Source organism: Paenibacillus sp. OT2-17 (assembly GCF_009827695.1).
Classification (GTDB): domain Bacteria; phylum Bacillota; class Bacilli; order Paenibacillales; family Paenibacillaceae; genus Paenibacillus; species Paenibacillus polymyxa_B.
Window position 1 is genome coordinate 20,770 of sequence record NZ_WUDQ01000015.1, and the last position, 18,925, is coordinate 39,694.

20 protein-coding genes are annotated in these 18,925 nt (G+C 44.9%); 10 read left to right on the forward strand and 10 right to left on the reverse strand.

From position 1 onward, the window contains the following. Positions 1-39 precede the first annotated feature (39 nt). The 6 genes from GRP75_RS05995 to GRP75_RS06020 all read right to left on the reverse strand — a co-directional run bounded on the left by GRP75_RS05995 (position 40) and on the right by GRP75_RS06020 (position 6,553). The gene (locus GRP75_RS05995; protein ID WP_023986599.1) at positions 40-438 is read right to left on the reverse strand and encodes a hypothetical protein; all 399 of its coding nucleotides are present in this window, start codon (positions 436-438) and stop codon (positions 40-42) included. Between the two features lie 269 nt (positions 439-707). After that, positions 708-1,814 (reverse strand): GerAB/ArcD/ProY family transporter, encoded by a 1,107-nt coding sequence (locus GRP75_RS06000; RefSeq protein ID WP_202404009.1) that lies wholly within the window; start codon positions 1,812-1,814, stop codon positions 708-710. Next, positions 1,804-2,955 carry an endospore germination permease gene (locus GRP75_RS06005; RefSeq protein WP_160788849.1) on the reverse strand — a complete coding sequence of 384 codons (1,152 nt, stop codon included), beginning with the start codon at positions 2,953-2,955 and terminating at the stop codon, positions 1,804-1,806. Before GRP75_RS06005 ends, GRP75_RS06000 begins: the two co-directional genes overlap by 11 nt. 341 nt (positions 2,956-3,296) lie before the next feature. Next, on the reverse strand, positions 3,297-4,502 hold the full coding sequence (locus GRP75_RS06010; RefSeq protein WP_028541947.1) for a Ger(x)C family spore germination protein: 1,206 nt from the start codon (positions 4,500-4,502) through the stop codon (positions 3,297-3,299). Positions 4,503-4,538: 36 nt separating this feature from the next. Beyond that, positions 4,539-6,116 carry a spore germination protein gene (locus tag GRP75_RS06015; protein WP_483311085.1) on the reverse strand — a complete coding sequence of 526 codons (1,578 nt, stop codon included), beginning with the start codon at positions 6,114-6,116 and terminating at the stop codon, positions 4,539-4,541. 92 nt (positions 6,117-6,208) lie between these two features. Continuing rightward, positions 6,209-6,553, reverse strand: coding sequence for a DUF805 domain-containing protein (locus GRP75_RS06020; RefSeq protein WP_160788850.1), 345 nt, complete (start codon positions 6,551-6,553; stop codon positions 6,209-6,211). Positions 6,554-6,983: 430 nt separating this feature from the next. Here GRP75_RS06020 and abnB point away from each other — a divergent pair, with 430 nt between their 5' ends. From abnB to GRP75_RS06035, 3 genes are all read left to right on the forward strand, one after another. After that, complete coding sequence (gene abnB / locus GRP75_RS06025) at positions 6,984-9,419, forward strand: arabinan endo-1,5-alpha-L-arabinosidase AbnB (RefSeq protein ID WP_160788851.1); 2,436 nt, start codon at positions 6,984-6,986, stop codon at positions 9,417-9,419. Between the two features lie 395 nt (positions 9,420-9,814). Next, entirely contained in the window at positions 9,815-10,015 is a 201-nt protein-coding gene (locus tag GRP75_RS06030) for a cold-shock protein (protein ID WP_007428290.1), read from the forward strand. A 131-nt stretch (positions 10,016-10,146) separates the two neighbouring features. After that, positions 10,147-10,362 carry a cold-shock protein gene (locus GRP75_RS06035; RefSeq protein WP_013308357.1) on the forward strand — a complete coding sequence of 72 codons (216 nt, stop codon included), beginning with the start codon at positions 10,147-10,149 and terminating at the stop codon, positions 10,360-10,362. Between the two features lie 109 nt (positions 10,363-10,471). On the opposite strand, the gene GRP75_RS06040 is transcribed toward GRP75_RS06035, so the two are convergent. Beyond that, the gene (locus tag GRP75_RS06040; protein WP_023986607.1) at positions 10,472-11,290 is read right to left on the reverse strand and encodes an alpha/beta fold hydrolase; all 819 of its coding nucleotides are present in this window, start codon (positions 11,288-11,290) and stop codon (positions 10,472-10,474) included. Positions 11,291-11,477: 187 nt separating this feature from the next. On the opposite strand from GRP75_RS06040, the gene GRP75_RS06045 reads away from it, so the two are divergent. Further along, positions 11,478-11,810: a hypothetical protein gene (locus tag GRP75_RS06045; RefSeq protein WP_013308359.1), complete on the forward strand. Its 333-nt coding sequence runs from the start codon at positions 11,478-11,480 to the stop codon at positions 11,808-11,810. A gap of 51 nt (positions 11,811-11,861) precedes the next feature. Here GRP75_RS06045 and GRP75_RS06050 read toward each other — a convergent pair whose 3' ends face one another. Continuing rightward, positions 11,862-12,407 carry a GNAT family N-acetyltransferase gene (locus GRP75_RS06050; protein ID WP_028541950.1) on the reverse strand — a complete coding sequence of 182 codons (546 nt, stop codon included), beginning with the start codon at positions 12,405-12,407 and terminating at the stop codon, positions 11,862-11,864. 260 nt (positions 12,408-12,667) lie between these two features. Beyond that, positions 12,668-13,213, reverse strand: a complete 546-nt coding sequence (locus GRP75_RS06055) for a hypothetical protein (protein ID WP_160788852.1) — start codon at positions 13,211-13,213, stop codon at positions 12,668-12,670. 212 nt (positions 13,214-13,425) lie between these two features. On the opposite strand from GRP75_RS06055, the gene GRP75_RS06060 reads away from it, so the two are divergent. The 6 genes from GRP75_RS06060 (at position 13,426) to GRP75_RS06085 (ending at position 18,166) form a co-directional block, all read left to right on the forward strand. Then, complete coding sequence (locus GRP75_RS06060; protein ID WP_023986610.1) at positions 13,426-13,839, forward strand: GntR family transcriptional regulator; 414 nt, start codon at positions 13,426-13,428, stop codon at positions 13,837-13,839. Then, entirely contained in the window at positions 13,836-14,549 is a 714-nt protein-coding gene (locus GRP75_RS06065; protein ID WP_160788853.1) for an ABC transporter ATP-binding protein, read from the forward strand. Before GRP75_RS06060 ends, GRP75_RS06065 begins: the two co-directional genes overlap by 4 nt. Then, positions 14,546-15,313 (forward strand): ABC transporter permease subunit, encoded by a 768-nt coding sequence (locus tag GRP75_RS06070; protein ID WP_023986612.1) that lies wholly within the window; start codon positions 14,546-14,548, stop codon positions 15,311-15,313. Before GRP75_RS06065 ends, GRP75_RS06070 begins: the two co-directional genes overlap by 4 nt. Positions 15,314-15,353: 40 nt before the next feature. Further along, on the forward strand, positions 15,354-15,839 hold the full coding sequence (locus GRP75_RS06075; protein ID WP_071639182.1) for a CcdC protein domain-containing protein: 486 nt from the start codon (positions 15,354-15,356) through the stop codon (positions 15,837-15,839). Between the two features lie 334 nt (positions 15,840-16,173). Next, the gene (locus GRP75_RS06080; RefSeq protein WP_160788854.1) at positions 16,174-17,394 is read left to right on the forward strand and encodes a stalk domain-containing protein; all 1,221 of its coding nucleotides are present in this window, start codon (positions 16,174-16,176) and stop codon (positions 17,392-17,394) included. Positions 17,395-17,488: 94 nt separating this feature from the next. Next, positions 17,489-18,166: a hypothetical protein gene (locus GRP75_RS06085; protein WP_160788855.1), complete on the forward strand. Its 678-nt coding sequence runs from the start codon at positions 17,489-17,491 to the stop codon at positions 18,164-18,166. A gap of 93 nt (positions 18,167-18,259) precedes the next feature. On the opposite strand, the gene GRP75_RS06090 is transcribed toward GRP75_RS06085, so the two are convergent. Further along, the coding region (locus GRP75_RS06090; RefSeq protein ID WP_160788856.1) for a LacI family DNA-binding transcriptional regulator at positions 18,260-18,925 on the reverse strand (666 nt) is incomplete at its 5' end.

Here is an 18,925-nt window from a genome sequence, read left to right on the forward strand (position 1 = left end):
CATGGACTACGGCGTAAAGCGGGCCAAGTGTGTCACTGCTTACAGCCCGAACACACTTTTAGCAACGACCTGTGTCAATTCTGCCTTATGGGCTTCGTATTGCTCAGGCGTAATGCTCTTATTGGCCAGTCGTTGATCCAACTGCTCCGTTAACTGAGCTACCTGTAAATCAACAACAGCCTGTGCGTCCTGTTTATTGGATTGTGCAATATCTGCCAAGGTTTGACCGTTATATAACGCATCATACAATTGCTCATCCGAGGATGCGCCCAGTGTTTTCAAAAGTTCATCATCCTTGGAAGCTTCATTATCCTGTACCTGAGGGGCTCTCTCTGGAGCCAGTGTAGCAGCATTAGCCCGACTTCCCCAAGTAGAAGACTGCCCAATAGATAACGCCAGCAACAGTGTACAGATGACCATAATTCGTTTTCGATTCATAAGTGTAAATCTCCTTTGTGTTTCATTCAATTTCTGACAGGGTGGAGTCTTATATGGATATCCAACGGGAGTAATGTTTATGCGTTTAGCCGATCCGGCTTATGTAGTTACCAGATTCTAATATACATCATACACACCCAATCTTAGCGCCAGCTTAATACTCGTTTAAAATAAACTAAAAGAGGAGGATGTAAACAGGTAACAGCAAAAAAATTTCACCGATGCTCGTAGGAGGGCTCGTACGATGGATGTGATCTATCCTTCGGTCCCTATTTTTTCTTTGACCAGATTTTTCGTATCCCATGCATACAGAGCAGCAGCAGAGGCAGAAAAAGGCCCATAGATAAGGAAAAAGGTGTCCATATTTTTGCATCCCAGGATTGCTGGTATGGGACATTTGGGTATATGATCACCGACATGACGATCAGGATCATTCCGATAGGGAAGATCAGCGGACGATCATCTTTTAGATTAAAGATTTGGCTAATGGCTATCATAATCGATTGCATATACAGAGCCAGCCTGAAAAAGAGCGAAATAAACCACATAGCGGCCATGATCGCTTCAATACGCTGAAGAAAATTTCCAATGTTTATTTTTTGGGCTAATGAATAGCTCGGATACATACTTCTTGCTGTTAATTCATGGCCGAAAACCAAAACGGCCAATACAATGACCACAACCAGAATCAACCCGCCAATCAGTCCCCCTGTTAAAAAAGCCCTGCGCGCTTGATCGGGCTGATCGACAAACGGAAAAATCATGAGAAAAACAATATGGGTCAGAAACGCAATACTAATAAAGGACAAGGCGGCAGACCAAACAGGTCCGCCTCCCTTCTCCAGCATCGGTTGGGCGTTCTCCAGTTTGATATTGGATACGACTAAAATGACAAAAGCTGTATACAGCAAAATGAACAAGGGAAACAATAGTTCAGCAGAACGGGCTACCGTTTCCAGTCCCAGGCGCACGCCCATCAATACAATGAGCGCAAAGAGGATATTGACTGCTTGCATCGGCGTTTCCGGCATCATTTGAGTAGTCAAAAAATTCCCCGAATCATACAACACCGCAGCAGGACCCCCCAGAAAAAACATAACCATAAACAGCAGAGCAACAGACTTCCCCAACCACTTGCCCAAAAGGGTCTCCATGATTTCAATCAGGGTCATCTGTGGATACAGGATGGTAATCGTGTTGTACAGCCATATCAACAGCAGCCCGGAGCCCACTCCGACGAGTGCTGCGATCCATGCATCCTGTTTAGCAGTGGCGGCCATAACGGAAGGGATGACGAGGATTGCGGTGCCGATTGTAAATAATATCGTTAAGATCAACAATTGCCGTGTGGAGATTTTAACTTGCTTAGGCACCATCTTCACCTCTATCTTCACGTTTATCATCCGGCTTGTTATTCTTCTTTGTCCCCAACCTTTTCAGGGCATGTATACTGAGCAGCAGTAAGGGAAGAAACAACCCGATTGATAGTGAATAAGGAACCCACGTCTTTGTATCATAGATTTGTTGATATGTGACATTGGGATACACGATGACGGACATGATGACTAAAATCATCCCGAGAGGAAGCACCAGTTGCCGGTCGTTTTTCAAACGAAAGATTTGGGCTATTGCTGTCACAGTAGTGTGCATGTACAGCGTGATTCTGAAAAAGAGTGAAATAAACCACATGGTAGCCATAATTGCTTCGATACGCTGTAAAAAATTGCCGATGCTAATTTTTTTGGCTAACGCATAGCTAGGATAAATATTTCTTGCCGTTAAATCAGGACCTAATACAAAAATTGCCAGTGCAACCACCACGACCAACATTAATCCGCCAATCAGGCTGCCTATGAAAAAAGCTTTACGGGTTTGATCGGAACGATTTACAGAAGCCGGGAAGATCATGAGCAGAATAATATGAGGTATAAACACAGTGCTAACAAAGGACAGGGCAGCAGGCCAAATAGGTCCCAATCCCGCCTCTAATACAGGTTGAATGTTTTCTAATTTAATATTGGACACCACTAAACCTGTAAAAGAAATATAAAGAAGAGTAAATAACGGAAACATCAGTTCGGCAGAACGGACCAGCACTTCCAGCCCCAGCCGAACAGCCAACAATATAATAAGCGCAAAAAGGATATTTACCGCTAGAATTGGTGTTTCTGGTATCATTTGAGTAGTCATAAAATTCCCTAAATAAAATAAAACGGGAGCGGGAGCATTGATGAAAAGTGTGGTGAAAAACAGAAGACCGACGGCTTTGCCTAACCATTTTCCGAGCAGGGTTTCCATAATCCCAATCAGAGTCATCTCTGGATACAGAGCTGCAATCTTGCTGTACAAATACAAGACAAGGAGCCCGGCCCCGACCCCGACGAGCGCGGCAATCCACGCATCTTGTTTGGCTACCAACGCCATGCCTGAAGGAATGATGAGGATTGCACTCCCGATCGTAAATAAAGCCGTTAATATCATAATTTGGCGTGCTGAGATTTTGATCTGTCCGGGCACCTATTTCACCTCGTCTTATTTTATTAGACCGATATGGGTCAGGAAATCACTGAGAGGTCTATATACCGCTGTTATCCAATCCAGAGGAGTTGGAATAAGCCAGTTTAATGCCTTGGCGCAGCAAATTCCGACGGCAAAAAGGAGAAGGACGGAGAATAACCAAAGTTCTTTTTTTAACCCCTTTTTCCACATGTAGGGGACCTCGATCAAGCTGATTGCAGCAGCGGTTAGTAATATGCCCAGAACTTTCACTATATGAGACAGCATCTTGGGAAACACCTTCTTTTGTAGGGTAAGGTTCTATACAGGAGCCAGATCCCCCGCCGTATCTGACAAGGGATTTACTCCTTAATATCATTCAAAAATGAGCTGCCAATCGTGCCCAAGCGCCGAATCTTGAAATTGACCTTGATATTTACGGGTAATTCTGCAAAGTGCTCATAATCCCAATTTTTTTTAATGGATTTCCAGGTTCTCGGGTCAGCGCGGTGAATGGCTTCACCGAATCCGAAAATGTCAGCTTTGTATGATTTTTGAGCTTTTCTGACAGCCATTTTCATAATCTCTTCTATCTTTTCTTCCTCTTTCTTCTCAATGTCATAAATCGTCCCCACCTGGGTCAGATCCAGGTCATTACACTCGACTTCTCCCACGTTGGCCTCAACCTGCATTTTTATATTGACCTGGGGCTCCCCCCTATAAACGCTCCCTTTTATAGTTGTTTGGGTACGAATGATTTCCGAAACGACTTTGCCGCCTCTGGGGCAAGCTACAAAGCCGACAGAGCTTTGCACTTTGCCGCGGATGAAATTGTAGCCTCTACTTTCAGTTTCATTTAACCACCCGATTAATCGGTCTTTTCTAAATACAGCAAGTCCCGAATACTGTAAACGGCTGAACGGGTCGATCTTTTGTACATTGCTACTTGTTTCTCCCATTTCTTTATTGCCCACGATACGGAGTCCTGTCAAAACAGGCTGCATTCCTTCACTGGTGAGTGCTGAAATCAATTCATCCAAAGTTACCGTCATACTGGGTGACCAGTTTTTCTGCGATGTTTCCAGAGAGGAGAAAAGGTCATTCGCCGGAATGGGATCTAAGGGCGTCATAATTTTCAACGTATCCTCCGCGCTGGTATCCTTGGACACCACAATATAAAAATCAGTGCGGAATTGATGATCCCTGGAAAGTAAATCTAGAGATTTTGCCATTCCTTCGGTGGCTACCGACTCACCGATTACACATATACGCAGGTGAGAAAAATATATTTTCCGAGGACTAAGCGTTGTTATTTTTCGGATCGCTTCAAATATGGTATCCGCTTCCTCTGTATACAAGGTGGCTGGTGCCCCACCACCTGCTCCTTTTTTGGCTGATGCTTTTCCAGGGTCCACCACTTGGATAGAGACCCGAAATTGATCTCCTTGTTTATCGATCCCCATACCGACGGCGATGGCAAGCTCATTCAACTCCCTGCGATTCCAACAGCCCGTCAGAAGTAAAACGAGTGCAAGAATCAGGAACAGAAATGCTTTCTTCCGCTTCATGATTATCCACTCCTTTCCGACTGTTTCTCTTTTCTTCTATTTCCGTGATTTCCGGGGCGGAGTGCTGTTTCGGCGCTTCACATTCTTCTGATCGACTAACCGGGGACGTGAAATCATCATCCAGTGAGGAAACCGAAATATGGTATCTTTGGTGTCCGAAGGTATTAGAGGTGCAAAAGGAGTCATATAGGGAACGCCGAACGAACGAAGGCTGCACATATGCAGGACCAGGGCAATGCCTCCAACGATAATCCCGAACAGCCCAAAGGAAGCGGCAAGTCCCATCAAGGGGAACCGCAGCATACGAAAAGCGATGGACATATTATAGGCAGGGAGAACAAAGCTTGAAATCGCCGTAATCGATACGACAATAACCATTGCTGCAGATATGATGCCCGCCTCGACGGCAGCTTGCCCGATGACGAGTGTGCCTACGATAGAGACGGCTGCCCCGATGTACTTCGGCATACGAACTCCAGCTTCCCGCAATATTTCAAAAGTTAATTCCATCATGAGTGCTTCGATAAAGGCGGGGAAGGGAACGGCCTCCCGCTGTGCTGCCAGACCGATCAGCAGTGAGGTCGGCAGCATTTCCTGATGAAACGTAGTGATGGCAATATATAGGGACGGACCTAACAGGGAGATAAAAACTCCGGTGTAACGAAGAACCCGGATGAAGCTGCTGATGTCCGCACGCTGATAATAATCCTCCGCCGCATGCAGGAAGGAAACAAACAGCGCAGGTACGACAAGCACAAAAGGAGTCCCATCCACCAGGATCGCGATTTTTCCTTCCAACAGCTCGGCGGCGATGACGTCTGGACGTTCGGAGTTGTATACTGTTGGAAAAGGGGTGAAAGTTTCGTCCTGGATTAACTCCTCGATATAACCGCTTTCGAGAATGCCGTCTACATCAATGCGATTCAATCGCTCATGCACTTCCTCGACCAATTTAGGGTTCACGATCCCTTTGATATACATGACAGCGACTTCGGTCTGGGTTACACGACCGATTTGTTTGGTTTCCAGCCACAAATTCGGATCTTTAATCTTACGCCGAATCAATGCCGTATTCGTGCGCAGTGTCTCAGAAAATCCTTCCCGCGGCCCACGGACGACATTTTCCGAGGCAGGCTCGGTGACACCGCGATCCTTCCATCCACGTGCGCTGGCTACTATTCCCTGTGTCTCACCGTCAATCAAAATGACAGCATCCCCTGACAACAGCGCGTTATATAAGGTTTCAAAGTCGATAATCTCCCGGATGCTTCCAATGGTTAGGGCATAATCTTTCAATACTTGCATGACACTAGAGGAGTTCTGGAGCCTGCACTCTACGTCTCTGGACAAGCTACTATCCAGCATCATCGATTCCATAATGAAGTCGGAGACTATATTTTTGTCCGCCAAACCGTCCGTATAGAGAATTGCAATGAGCTGGTCACCATCTTTGCCGATACGAACTTCTCTTATGATGATCAGACTTACTTTCGCTGTGCTGGACTGGCGGCTTTTTAACTTTGTTAGGGGGGGTTCTTTTCCGAAAACGCATGAACGTTCTCCCTCTCTTTGAGGATACTTTTTAATCCAGTATGGACGCAGGGGTCTCCAGATAAACTTACTGCTGAAATTTCGATGGGGGAGATACAGATATGAAAAAAAACCTCTTTCACTTTTGTGAAAGAGGTTTTAGACATCTACAACCATTACAATTTAGGGTTTTTCCCATACTTATTGTCGGCAGGCTGACTGTCTTGGCAGAAGAATACAATCAAAATAATTGACCCTACCAGAGGAATCAGACTGATTAGAATCCACCATCCGCTTCTACCTGTGTCATGCAGTCTACGGGCCATAACGGCCAAGGATGGCAACAGGACAGCAAGAGAATAGATCAAAGTCAATATCGGAGTTAAACCCAAAAGACTATCGATCAGACTGATTACAAAGCTAGCGATTGCACTAAATAGAACAAACATCCAATATTCTGTACGTCTTGCTCTACCTTGAAATCCTACATAGTTTTTTAATGCATTTAAATACCATTGCATATATTTTTTCACCTCCTTATAAAATCTAAACGGTTCTTTACAGTATCCGTAAAATTGTCCTTTTAGGTATATCGGCAGGAAACATATAAAATTTTACTTGTAAAATTATAACTTTAAACTAGAAATTTACGCAATACATTTATTAATGTTAATAATTCGATGAATAATTTATAAAAATATAAAATTACATATTGAATTTTCCATATCCATTGAATAATATAGAGGTACGGTTAACCGCCAGGTTTGAAACGTCCTTCTTAACAGAAGGTGCTTTTATTTTCAAATCAAGTGAAAGCGCTTTAATGATGAATAGGAGGGATGAGCAACATTAAATTCGAGGCTGAAGAAGTTAATACAAACATAATCCTGACCGCTTTCTCAATATTTTTTTATGTTATCAGGGATGTTCAAAACGAGAGGAGATTGATTTATGAAGCAATCATTTGTTCGTAAAGTAACGGCAGCTTCACTGGCAGGTGCGCTGTTGTTGCCTGCTTCTTTGGTAGGCGCCGAGCAAACACTCAATTCAGATACAGATGGAATTCAAAATGTGGGGCAAACTTCCCTTCAAGCTCAAGACCTAGAAAACTTTTCAATTCAAAGTAAAAAGGCTGTCTCTTTCAAGGAGACTTCCGTACATGATCCATCCATTCTGAAAGTGAAAGACACATTTTACATTTTCGGCTCACATCTAGCGGCTGCCAAGTCCAAAGACCTCATGAATTGGGATACGATTGCTACAGGAGTGGCGAATGGTAATGCATTGATTCCCAACGTCAAAGAAGAATTAAAGGAAGCACTGGATTGGGCACAGACAGACACCCTGTGGGCAGCTGATGTCATTCAACTGGCAGATGGCAAGTTCTATATGTATTATAACGCTTGCAAGGGTGACTCACCGCGTTCAGCAATGGGCCTAGCAGTTGCTGATAAAATTGAAGGGCCTTATAAGAATAAAGGCATTTTTCTAAAATCCGGCATGTGGGACCAACCGAGTGAGGATGGGACGATCTATGACGCAACCAAGCATCCAAATGCCGTAGACCCGGACACCTTTTATGATAAAAACGGCAAGTTGTGGATGGTATATGGCTCTTACTCAGGAGGCATCTTCATTATGCAGATGGATGAAAAAACAGGGAAGCCGCTCCCTGGTCAAGGCTACGGTAAAAAGCTGACAGGCGGTAATCATGCTCGTATGGAAGGGCCGTACATACAATACAGTCCGCAAACGGACTACTATTACTTGTTCCTGTCCTATGGTGGATTGTCAGCGGATGGCGGATACAACTTGCGGGTGGCTCGGTCCAAAACACCGGATGGTCCTTTCTACGATGCTGAAGGCAATGATATGATCAAGGTCAAGGCGAATCCTGATAAACCACTTTTTGATGACGCTTCCATTGAACCATACGGTGCCAAACTGATAGGTAATTACCTGATTCCAAGAGAAATTGGTGATCCGGGTACAGGACTGGGTGCAGGTTATGTGTCACCCGGACACAACTCGGCTTATTATGATCCCAAGACGAAAAAGCATTTTGTCATTTTCCATTCCCGTTTCCCGGGGAGAGGCGAACAGTTTGAAGTGCGGGTACATGAAATGTTCATGAACGCTGACGGTTGGCCTGTGGTTGCTCCTTATCGTTATTCGGGAGATGAAGATTCACTGAAAAAGCTGTCAGAAAAGGATGTCCTCGGTCAATATTCGTATGTAAATCACGGGAAGGAAATTTCGGCAAATATTAAGCAAGCCGTTAACGTCAGTCTGGATAGTGGCGGCAAGCTGTCTGGTGGAGTGAACGGTACATGGAAGTTGGGGGCAGGCAATCAGTTGGAAATTACAGCAGAGGGCACGAAGTACAAAGGTGTATTCCTGCGGCACCGTGATCCAGACACAGGTGCCAAGACGCTTGCTTTTACCGCGTTGTCCTCCAAGGGGGTTGCGGTATGGGGTTCGCTAAAGCCTGACCTGAAGGCCAGCAAGATTGTAGCTGCTGTGCAGAAGGATCTGAGCCTGGGCGATACGAGCAATGTTCTTTATAATCTGACGCTACATACTCAAGCAGCACAAGATACCACTATTTCATGGGAATCCACCCACCCGGAGAATATTTCTGTGACAGGTGAAGTATACCGTCCAGAAGCCGGTTCTCAGCCAGTAACAGTTACATTGACAGCGACCATCAAAAAGGACAAAGCCACAGCTAAGAAAAACTTTACAGCCATTGTTCCCGGGCAGGCCCGAGGTCCTCAGCTCGCACGCTATTCGTGGAGTGAAGATCAAGGAACTTCGGTTGTCGACAGCACATACAATCAATTCGATGGTAAGACCTATGGTGGTGCTGCATGGGATAAAGACGGGAAGTTTGGCGGTGCGCTTGTCCTAAACGGTAAGGATGGTTACGTGCAACTACCAAATACAGTAACAGATGCGAAGGATTTTACCTTTTCCGCTTGGGTGAACTGGAAGGGCGGTGCAGCTTGGCAACGGATTTTTGACTTCGGCAACGGCCAAGCCCGGCATATGTTTCTTACCCCTTCCCAAGGAAACGGTGTGCTCCAGTTTACAATCCATGAGGGTACGGATCAAAGCTTGCTTTCCAAATCATCATTACCTCTAAACCAGTGGACGCATGTAGCGGTTACACTGGAAGGGAATACAGGAAAGCTGTATGTAAATGGTGAGGAAGTAGCCGTTAATGACAGCATTACCTTTAATCCCAATGAGTTGCTGACGAGTGAGGCTTATCTCGGCAAAAGCCGTTTTGCCGCCGATGCTTACTTTAACGGCAGCCTGGATGAAGTTCAATTGTATAACAAAGCGCTGACAGCAGAGGAAATTAAAGCACTGGCGGAGTTGTAATTCAAATGAACTAAAATGAGCAAATAAACGCAGGAGATGGGCTTTTAGTAAGAAGTTCGTCTCCTGCGCAATGTTTTGTATATTTATTTCTTGATTGCTGGTATAATAGGAAGCAACTGCGGATATAATGTTTTAAGTAGGCGTTAATGACTCACTCCCGCCGAATGAACACAGCTTTGAAGCAGCAATAGAAGACATAAGCACTCTGCATAAATTAAATTCACCAGTGCTTGCGTTTTCAATACACTTATGGTAATATGAGTATATTGAAATTGTGACCTGAGATTCACATATTGTAGAGGGTTATTGTTTTAGGTTGAAATAACCTTGTGCAATATGTGAATTTTTATTTGTCAAAAATAAAGGTCATATAAATACATTTTGGAGGTAATTCCATGCAAACAGGTACAGTTAAATGGTTTAACGCAGAAAAAGGTTTCGGTTTCATCGAGGTTGAAGGTGGAAGCGACGTATTCGTACATTTCTCCGCAATCCAAGGCGAAGGTTTCAAATCTTTGGACGAAGGCCAACGCGTAGAATTCAACGTAGTTGAAGGAAACCGTGGACCACAAGCTGAGAACGTTGTAAAACTGTAATTTAAAATTACAGCCTACTTCAGATGCCCCGAACATAGCGTTTGGGGCATTTGTTTTTATCTGTTCACAAGACCGTTTTTGAACTGATTACATCTTATCGCTTTATAAATCATGAAGAAAGAGGGATGTTTATGTACAATTCACGGAAAAAGCCAATGGATGAGATTCCTGAGGAAATTACAACTGTCTGGAATTGCGCCAGCGATACATGTAACGGCTGGATGCGGGATAACTTCGCTTTTTCTGTCGAGCCGACATGCCCCATTTGCGGTTCTGCCATGGTGAAGGGCGAGAAAAAGCTGGCTGTTTTAAATAATACGAGCTTTAATCATACCAAACAATCCTAAACGGATAAATGTTTGTAGTGAAAGATGCCCCATAGCCATTAACGGCGCTGAGGCGTCTTTTTTGTTTTTTATAAATATGAATTATACATAAGAATGAACAGGTTTTCAATTATGGTGTGGAGGATGGGGCTAGTATGCTCAGTAAGATAGAATTAAATTCGGGTAGCGCTTCGTAAAATACACCGTGCCCGCTTCGTTCGAAAGGAATAAGCTTTGATCCGGCAATTCCTTTTTGAGTTTGGACAGCCAGGGGGAAAGGACAGACCCGATCCAGCTTGCCGTGTAGAATCCAAGTAGGCACGTGTATACATGGTAGGTCAGCGCGCAAATCAGAGTCACGCAGTGAATACAAAGTACAAGCCATGCTATGAACTGTAGCCGCGAAACCCTGATCACGTAACCAATCGCGTAAGCTCTGGCTAACGGGATTAGCAAACAACATCTCGCCAAAAGAAGTTACCAGTTGTGGACGATCTGTATAGGCTTGTTTGATGAGTTTATCTACCTCTGTGACAGGAGTACCGTAAGGGAAGTCGCTGGTTGGGGTGAATCGGGGCGTAGCTGCTCCGATCAAGATCAATTGATTGACGCCAAATCCCCGGTGCCTGCTCATGTAGCGTGTGACCACAGCTCCCCCCATCGAAAAACCGATCAGCCGTACCTGGTTTAACTGAAGCGCCTGCATAACAGCCAGCAGATCGTCCGCCAATCGATCATAATTGTATCCATGCCATGGTCGATCAGACTTGCCGAACCCCCTAAGATCAACCTGAATACAGCGATACCCGTAAGCAGGCAACAAGGCGGCCTGATATTCGTACATTCGGTGATCCAGCGGCCAGCCGTGAACCATCAGAACAGGGATGCCTTCTCCAATATCCTCGACATACAGCTTCACGCCGCGTTCCACCTCAATATAATATCCCATCGTGTTCACCCCTTTAGAAATCACGAAATTTCATTCTCTCTCACATATATGTAGCCAGGGCTTAGCTCATTCGAAAAAGGGATGAGACTGTCACGATATAAGCATATATTATGTTAAAAAATGTATGTCATCCTAGATAGGGATGGGATATAATTATGGAATGAAACAGCATCGGGAGAGTGGAACAATGACACCATCAAAAACATTAAAATGGATTACAGGCGGATTGGAGCTGTTTTTAGCTATTCCCGTTTTGGGCGGGCTGCTCGTCGTAAATTCCGCGTATACTATATTGTTCTTTATGCTGATTTTCCACATTGTTACGTTGGTGCTATCGGTGACGAATAGAGAGTCTTATTATGGATCTATTTTAGGGATCGTGACCTCGGTTATTGGATGGATTCCGATTGTGGGCTGGTTGATGCATTTGATCTCAGGCATATTTTTGATGATTACCGCAGCCCAGCAGCCGCGTGATCAGTATCGTAATCGCAATCCTTATGATGATTATCGCTACTAGGGGATGTGTGGCGATACAAAGATGAAAGATCCTGTTGAACAGGGTCTTTTTTTATTTATGAAATCTCCCCATGATTATGGTGTTGTAGTATTTGCCATCTGAAAGAACCTTATCGTTTTTTAATAACCCTTCGATCTCAAATCCATGTTTTTTATAGAGCTCAATGGCTTTATCATTCGTTTCCAAAACTTGTAGAGTTATTTTCTTGATGCCATTGGAGTCAGCCCAAGAAATAGATTTTTTTAAAAGATTCGTCCCGATCCCATAACCCCAAAAATCCTTTAGTACGCATACGCCAAATTCAACTTTATGAGAGAATCTGCTCAGAACATGGCCCTCACATCTTGAAAAGCCGACGATTTTATCATGAACTACCGCAACTAAAAATAGGTTTCTGTTATTCTCTGTATCTGATTCAATGAGCTGTTCAAAACCGGATGTACTTATAAACGCTTCTCCCTTCTCTCTGTCTAAATTTTCAGTCTCTCCATCAATCAGCAAACGGATTTCAGACAAATTCTTCGCATCTTGAATCATGGCAGATCTGATCGTATAGCTCATTCCTCGTATCTCAAATTCCTGTTTATTTATTTTCATTACATTCTCCTTATTATGAATTTTAGTGAAAAATGACCTCTGGATCATGTTAGTCTACCACATATTATCTTGTTTACATGACAAATAAGCTTGTCCCCTCCTGTTGTATCAGCAGCAGGGGACAAGCTTATTGATTTCTCAATCCGTACAGGGAAGCCGGATTGAGATTTATTATACATGGGTGGATGTGCCAGATTAACAAATGGTTCTTATGAATGCGACTTATTGAGCTACGGCTTCTTGGAAAACGGGAGCTGTAGCTATTTCTGCTTAGCAGGAGCCTTGGCTGCATCACCTTGAGCAGGAGCTTTACCTGCATCCGCTTTACCGCCATCTACTGGTGGTTTGGAGGGTTTTACGCCATTCACCATATCTGTCATCATTTTTTTTAGATTAGAGACACGTTGGTTATATTCAGTTGCTGTAATCTTGCCGTTTTGTTTTTCCGTAGCCAGTTTCGCTTTCATATCTGAAACCATCACATCAATAACGGAATTTACGCTCACACCTTGTGCTTTGGCGATTGTAGCAAGGGATTTACCTGCTTTCAACTGTGTATCCAACTGACTGGAGGACAATTTCAATAATTTCAGGAGAGCTTTGTTCTCAGCATAGTTTCCTCCTGCCATTTTAGGGCCGTTAGCATCTCCGGGGTTACCCTTAGGTGCTTGTGCTTTGTCTGCAATGGGAGCCTTCTCAGGTGTAGTTGAAGCAGCATGGGCTGCGCTTGTGGAGTATAGTGCACCGCCTCCTAAAAATGCCAAGGCCATCGTTCCGGCCAAAATTGCTTTCTTGGTGCTCTTCATCTTCATTTTCCACCTTTCGGTTATGGTTTGTTTGGTACGTGATACATCATAAGGCATCAACTTGAATGCTATCTGAGTGCAAGCTGAGCATTTACTGAATGAAATTTGGAAGCATGACTAACATTTTAGTAAGATGGTACTTGTATTACGTGTATTAAGTGATATAATACACTACATGCACGATAGATGCAGCCGATTAGGGGGAAACACCCATGGAAGAACAACGGGTTGGCTCGTTCCGATTTTTAATTGACTTCAGCCAGCCATTATATGAGCAAATATTAAATCAAGTACGAAGCTCCATTGCTAAAGGGGAGATCGAAATGGGAAGCAAAATGCCATCTGTTCGTGATCTGGCGCAGGAACTACGCATGAATCCGAATACTGTGATGCGGGCGTATCAGGAGCTGGAGCGGGACGGATTGACTGAGAAGCGGCGCGGGTTAGGCACTTATGTTACTTCGTCCAGTGAACGGATTGCCAGCTTTAGGGAACAATTGGCTATAACGTATATAGATCAGTTTCTCGGACAGATGAGCAGTCTGGGGTTATCGTGGGAAGATGTACAGCAGTATATAAGAAGCAAACAGGACGGAAATGACGAGGGAGGAGGCGAAGGGGCATGACGGAATCTATTGTGGTTGCGAGTCATCTGACGAAGCAATATGAAAGTAAAAAAGCGCTGGACCACTTGGATGTCGTCATTCCGGCGGGACGCATTGTAGGGGTGCTTGGACCCAATGGCTGTGGGAAGTCCAGCTTTTTTCGAGCAATCACCGGATTAATTCGGCCGGATGGGGGCGAGCTTCAGGTATTGGGGCAAAAGCCAGGTTGGGAAACCAATCGTGGCATATCCTATCTGCCTGACCGGGCTCGCTGGTACCCTAATCATACGGTGCAGCAGACACTGGAGTGGGGGGAATCCTTTTTGCCTGACTTCAATATAAAAGATGCCTATAAACTTGCTGATCATATGGACGTAGAGTTGGAGTTGAAAATGGCCGGGTTGAGTCGCGGACAGGAGGCACGTGTGCTACTGATTTTATGTCTGGCGCGTGAGGTTCCGCTCATGATCCTGGATGAACCGTTTGCGGGCATTGATGTCCTCTCCAGAGAGGCGATTGTGGCCGGGATTATTGATTATTTGGAGGGTCGCCAGCAGTCTATACTCATTAGCACGCATGATATTCAGGAAGTGGAAGGCTTGTTTGACTACACGGTCATGATGGACCGCGGACGGGTCATATGGTCTGGTGATTCGGATGATCTGCGTGCAGAGCATGGCTCGCTGAATCAGGTGTTCCGCAATTTGTACAAAAAGGAGTGGAAGGCGTGAATTCATCAGGGCTGTTCAAAGATTTGATACGCCATGAATTTCGAAATAAAGGAAGCTGGAGAAAGCAGAGCCGCAATCGACTACCGAGATCGTGGAGACTTGTGTATTTCTCATTATTTCTAATTGCGGCGTTCGTTATTTCCTTGTATTTCGCGCTTCATAACCAACTCGAATTGACAAGGCTGTGGTATGTCACCCTGGGTTTGCCGTACATGATCATTTTCATGGGTGTGGGAAGTCTGAGAAGAGAATGGGAGAATGACACCTACGGATGGTGGCTGACTCTGCCCTATCCGCGCATGTGGCTGATTAGCGCCAAATGGATTGCTGCTATTTTACAAGCCGTGGTCGTGACCTTGTCCCTGTTTGTGGTAGGTTCTCTGTACGCGCTGTTCATCTCATCAACCATCCAGCCTTATACGTTTGCGGATGCAGCGTCCTTTATTATAGCTGGATTGAACTGGTTTGTGATGATTATCGCTTTCACACCGTTGGTTATTGCGCTGGGTCTGCTGACGGCCAGTACCAAATACAGCACCTTGCGGCCGATTAGCCCGATACTCTGGATTCTTTTGATGGGTGGCGGGAGTGTCTTTTATTGGTCAGGCGATCAGGGGCTTTATGAGCAGTTTGACCATGTTCAAACAGGACAATGGTTTTCTTTTACCTGGCATTTCCCGATTGCGGTGTTGATCAGTTGGGTTGCTGCATATGTATTAATCCGCTTGAGCGCTTATCTACTGGAGAAAAAACTGTCGATTTAGGCTAGCGTATCTATAGGATCTATGAGGAAGGAGTTTCACCATGACGACGATATTTATATATGCATTGTTGGCTGTTTTGGTGGGGCTGATGATCTGGTTGAGAACCAAAAGACGAGGGGGGCCGGTAAAAGGAAACGGAATCCGGATTCTGCTCCCCTTGTTTATCGCATTCCCGCTTATGATGATGTCTGTGTACCAATTAATGCATATTCCGGGTCAAACGTACGCGCCCCCCGCCTTTTGGGAACTGCTGGTTGCCGGGCTATTAGGGGCTCTGTTTGGCTATGTTATTTTGCTGCATACGGCGTATGAAAGACGGGATGACGGTCTTATTTATCCCAAGCCGAACCAATATTTTAAATATATTATTATCGCTATTATCTTGATTCGCGTTGTTTTGACCCAGTACCTCAGTAGTCTGGGTACGACTGAAATTAGTATGCTGGCAATTACGATGGCGCTGGTATATATCTCAATATGGCGAATCGGGAGCTTTATCAAGTTTCGGAGAACGTTATCCGTATAACAATAGCAATGGGGTTAACAGCGGCTTACTATTCAAAAAGCGTTCATTCGCTTGGCGATAGGAGCCGCTTTTTTTGAGTTTCGGCATTAGCAATTTATCACACATTGTTATTGCTCCCCATATCCTTTATTCTAAGGCTTGTGGCTTGCATTGTAGCAGTATAAGTATAAATTTTTGAAAGGAGGGTTATTGAGGTTTCAAAAGATTTAAATGGGGTTTAAAGTTAGATAGGCGGGGAAAAGTTGCTTTTTGCGATTAGGTGTAACTATATAAGTTACATAAAAGGAAATTGTCTTCCATATTCTATTTTATAGGTTGAGAGGGGTTCACATTCATGAAAAAACATACGGTTACTGCTGCACTCGCTGGTTTGCTTGTTCTGTCTTCTGCTGTACCGGCTTTAGCAGCCGAGGTAAAACCCACTACGGGTATTCAGGTTTGGGTAGATGGCAAGAAGGAGGCTTACAAAATTGCGCCTATCGTGAGAAATAAGCAGGTCTTAATTCCCTTGAGACAATTGGCCTCCAGTTTGGGAATTCCAATGGATGCCAAGCATATTACGTTCAATACGGCGCGACAAAGCACGACTATCCGATATGATCAGGCGACGGTTGTATTGGTGTCAGGCAGTCCGGAAGCGCAAATCAACGGGATTAAGGTACCGCTATCCACCTCGACCCTATTGACCAAACAAGGGGTAACTTATGTACCGGTTGATGTCGTCAAAGAAGCATGGGGCAAGCAAGTGATTTGGGACCCGGCCAGCCAAACGGTGCAAATCGGGGTGAGTAATAAGGATAAGGTCGTTGAAATCGTGAAAAGCTTTGAAACCGGAGACACGAAAGCAGCCGAGACTTGGATCAGCAAGGATCAGTACATTCAGCACAATCTGAGCTTTGCTAGCGGAAGAGATGCGTTGCTGCAAGGGATTAGCCAGTCGAAGGGAGCCAATGTACAGGTTGAAATCCAACGTGTAATTCAGGATGGCAATTATGTAGCGGTTCATTATAAAGAGTCCATTGCAGGAAAAACGAGCATTGTTTTTGATATTTTCCGCTTCGATAGCAATGGTAAAATTGTTGAGCATTGGGACAATATTCAGGACTCGGCTCCAGCTAATCCAAGCGGACGTACAATGATTGACGGAACAACACAGATCACGGATCTCAACCAAACTGAGACGAACAAAACACTGATCCGCAAGTTTGTGGATGATGTTCTAGTTGGAAAAAATCGTGCTGCATTGGAAAGCTACTATAACGGTGATCATTACATTCAGCATAACCCTCTTTTTGGTGACGGTGTATCCAATTTGAAGCAAGCATTTTCCGCAGCGGGAAGCCAAGGAGCTTCTTTTGGATATGGTCAGGTTCACATGGTTATTGGAGAAGGCAACTTCGTGCTGGTTGTGAGTGAATTGACATCATCTAAGGGAACTTCAGCCGCTGTCTATGATCTGTTCCGGGTAGAGAACGGTAAGGTAGGAGAACATTGGGACGTAGTTCAGGAGGTTCCAGCTAAAACAGAGTGGAAAAATACAAACGGTAAGTTTTAAAAAAAGTGAGTTTGGGGTATGGCCTGATTGGCACGCTTTCCCAACCGTCCTGTTCCTGTTAAAATGATGCAAACATATAACAGGGGGTTGAACGATGGAAGGCTTGAAGCGGCGTGTGGGCTGCCTGCATGCACATCACTCGAACATAGCCTATGTGGAACGAGCTTTTGCTTCTTATGAGGTGGAGCTGATACATTTTGTGGACCCTGGGCTTATGCGCCGGATCTCGTCAGACCCGCATTTTTCTGCGGACGATGCCAGTCGCAAGGTAGAAGAGCAACTAAGCTGGATTGCCCAAAGCGACATAGACGTTATTTTGATAACGTGCACGAATTATATCGTTTTGGCGGAAAAGGCTCAATTGACCATGTCTACACCAATAATCGCGCTGGATGAGCCCTTTTTTCATGAGATATGCGATGATTTGCTGCCACGGACCTTGGTATTCACGAATCCGGCTACCGTAGAGGGAACGATGAAGCGTCTTTATCATACGGCTGCTCTGTTAGGCAAACCAGATATCTCATCTAGGATAGAGGTTAAGGTGGTGGAGGACGCTTTTCAACTGATTATGCAGGGACGTGAAGACGAGTATAAGGAATTGCTGGTCCGTTCGCTGTATGAGCTGAGGAAGGCTGATCCAAGCAGAGATCTGGCTGTAGCACAGTTGTCTATGGTTGATGCTGCGTTACAGGTGGAGCTGGAGACGGGGGAAATGATTGACAATCCCTTACGGTCGTTGACGAATTTAATTGAGGATTTGTTAGGTTAAAAAAGTATAACTAAAAGAACTTCCAACCCGTGTTCTGGGACTATGGAAGTTCTTTTTTTGAGGCTGGCGAGCGGGTTACTTCTGCGTTGTTCATCACAGATTCTGTTGATCTTGGGTGATGAATGCTGCGCCTGCCGATTCTCTTTGGACAAGCGTAACGTATAAACGTTCATGCTCCACGTCTTCCCCGGCAATGATTTTGAGAACTTGTTCGGCAGCTACAGCGCCCCATTTACGTTTGGAATAGTCAATCGTTGTCAGACGGGGCTGAATATATTGCGCCAGCTCGATATTATCAAAGCCGACGATATGAATATCCTTGCCAATTGTCAGTTCTGATTGAGCCATTCGATTGTAAAAGCCCACTGCCATTTCATCATTGAGACAAAATACGGCTACAGGTTCCGAACCCGGGCCATCTTGTTGCCGCAAAATGATTTCAGCCGCCTGTTCGCCACCCGATTTCTCAAAATCGCCGTCAATTTCGATCATTTCAGCGATGCCGCTACGCTCAATGGTCTGCTTGACTGCCTGCATCCGTTGCCATGAATCGTAAGAACCTTCTGGTCCGGTAACCACATATAGCTTACGGTGTCCCAATTCCAATAAATGTTCGATTGCGAGAGCGGCGCCCGCTTTGTTATCCAACAGCACCTGGTTAATGTTAGGATGATTCAGTTCACGGTCCAACACGACAATTTTATGTCCTCGCTCGGCGTAGTTCAGTAGCTCCTGACTATCAAACGTCTGATCCAGCAC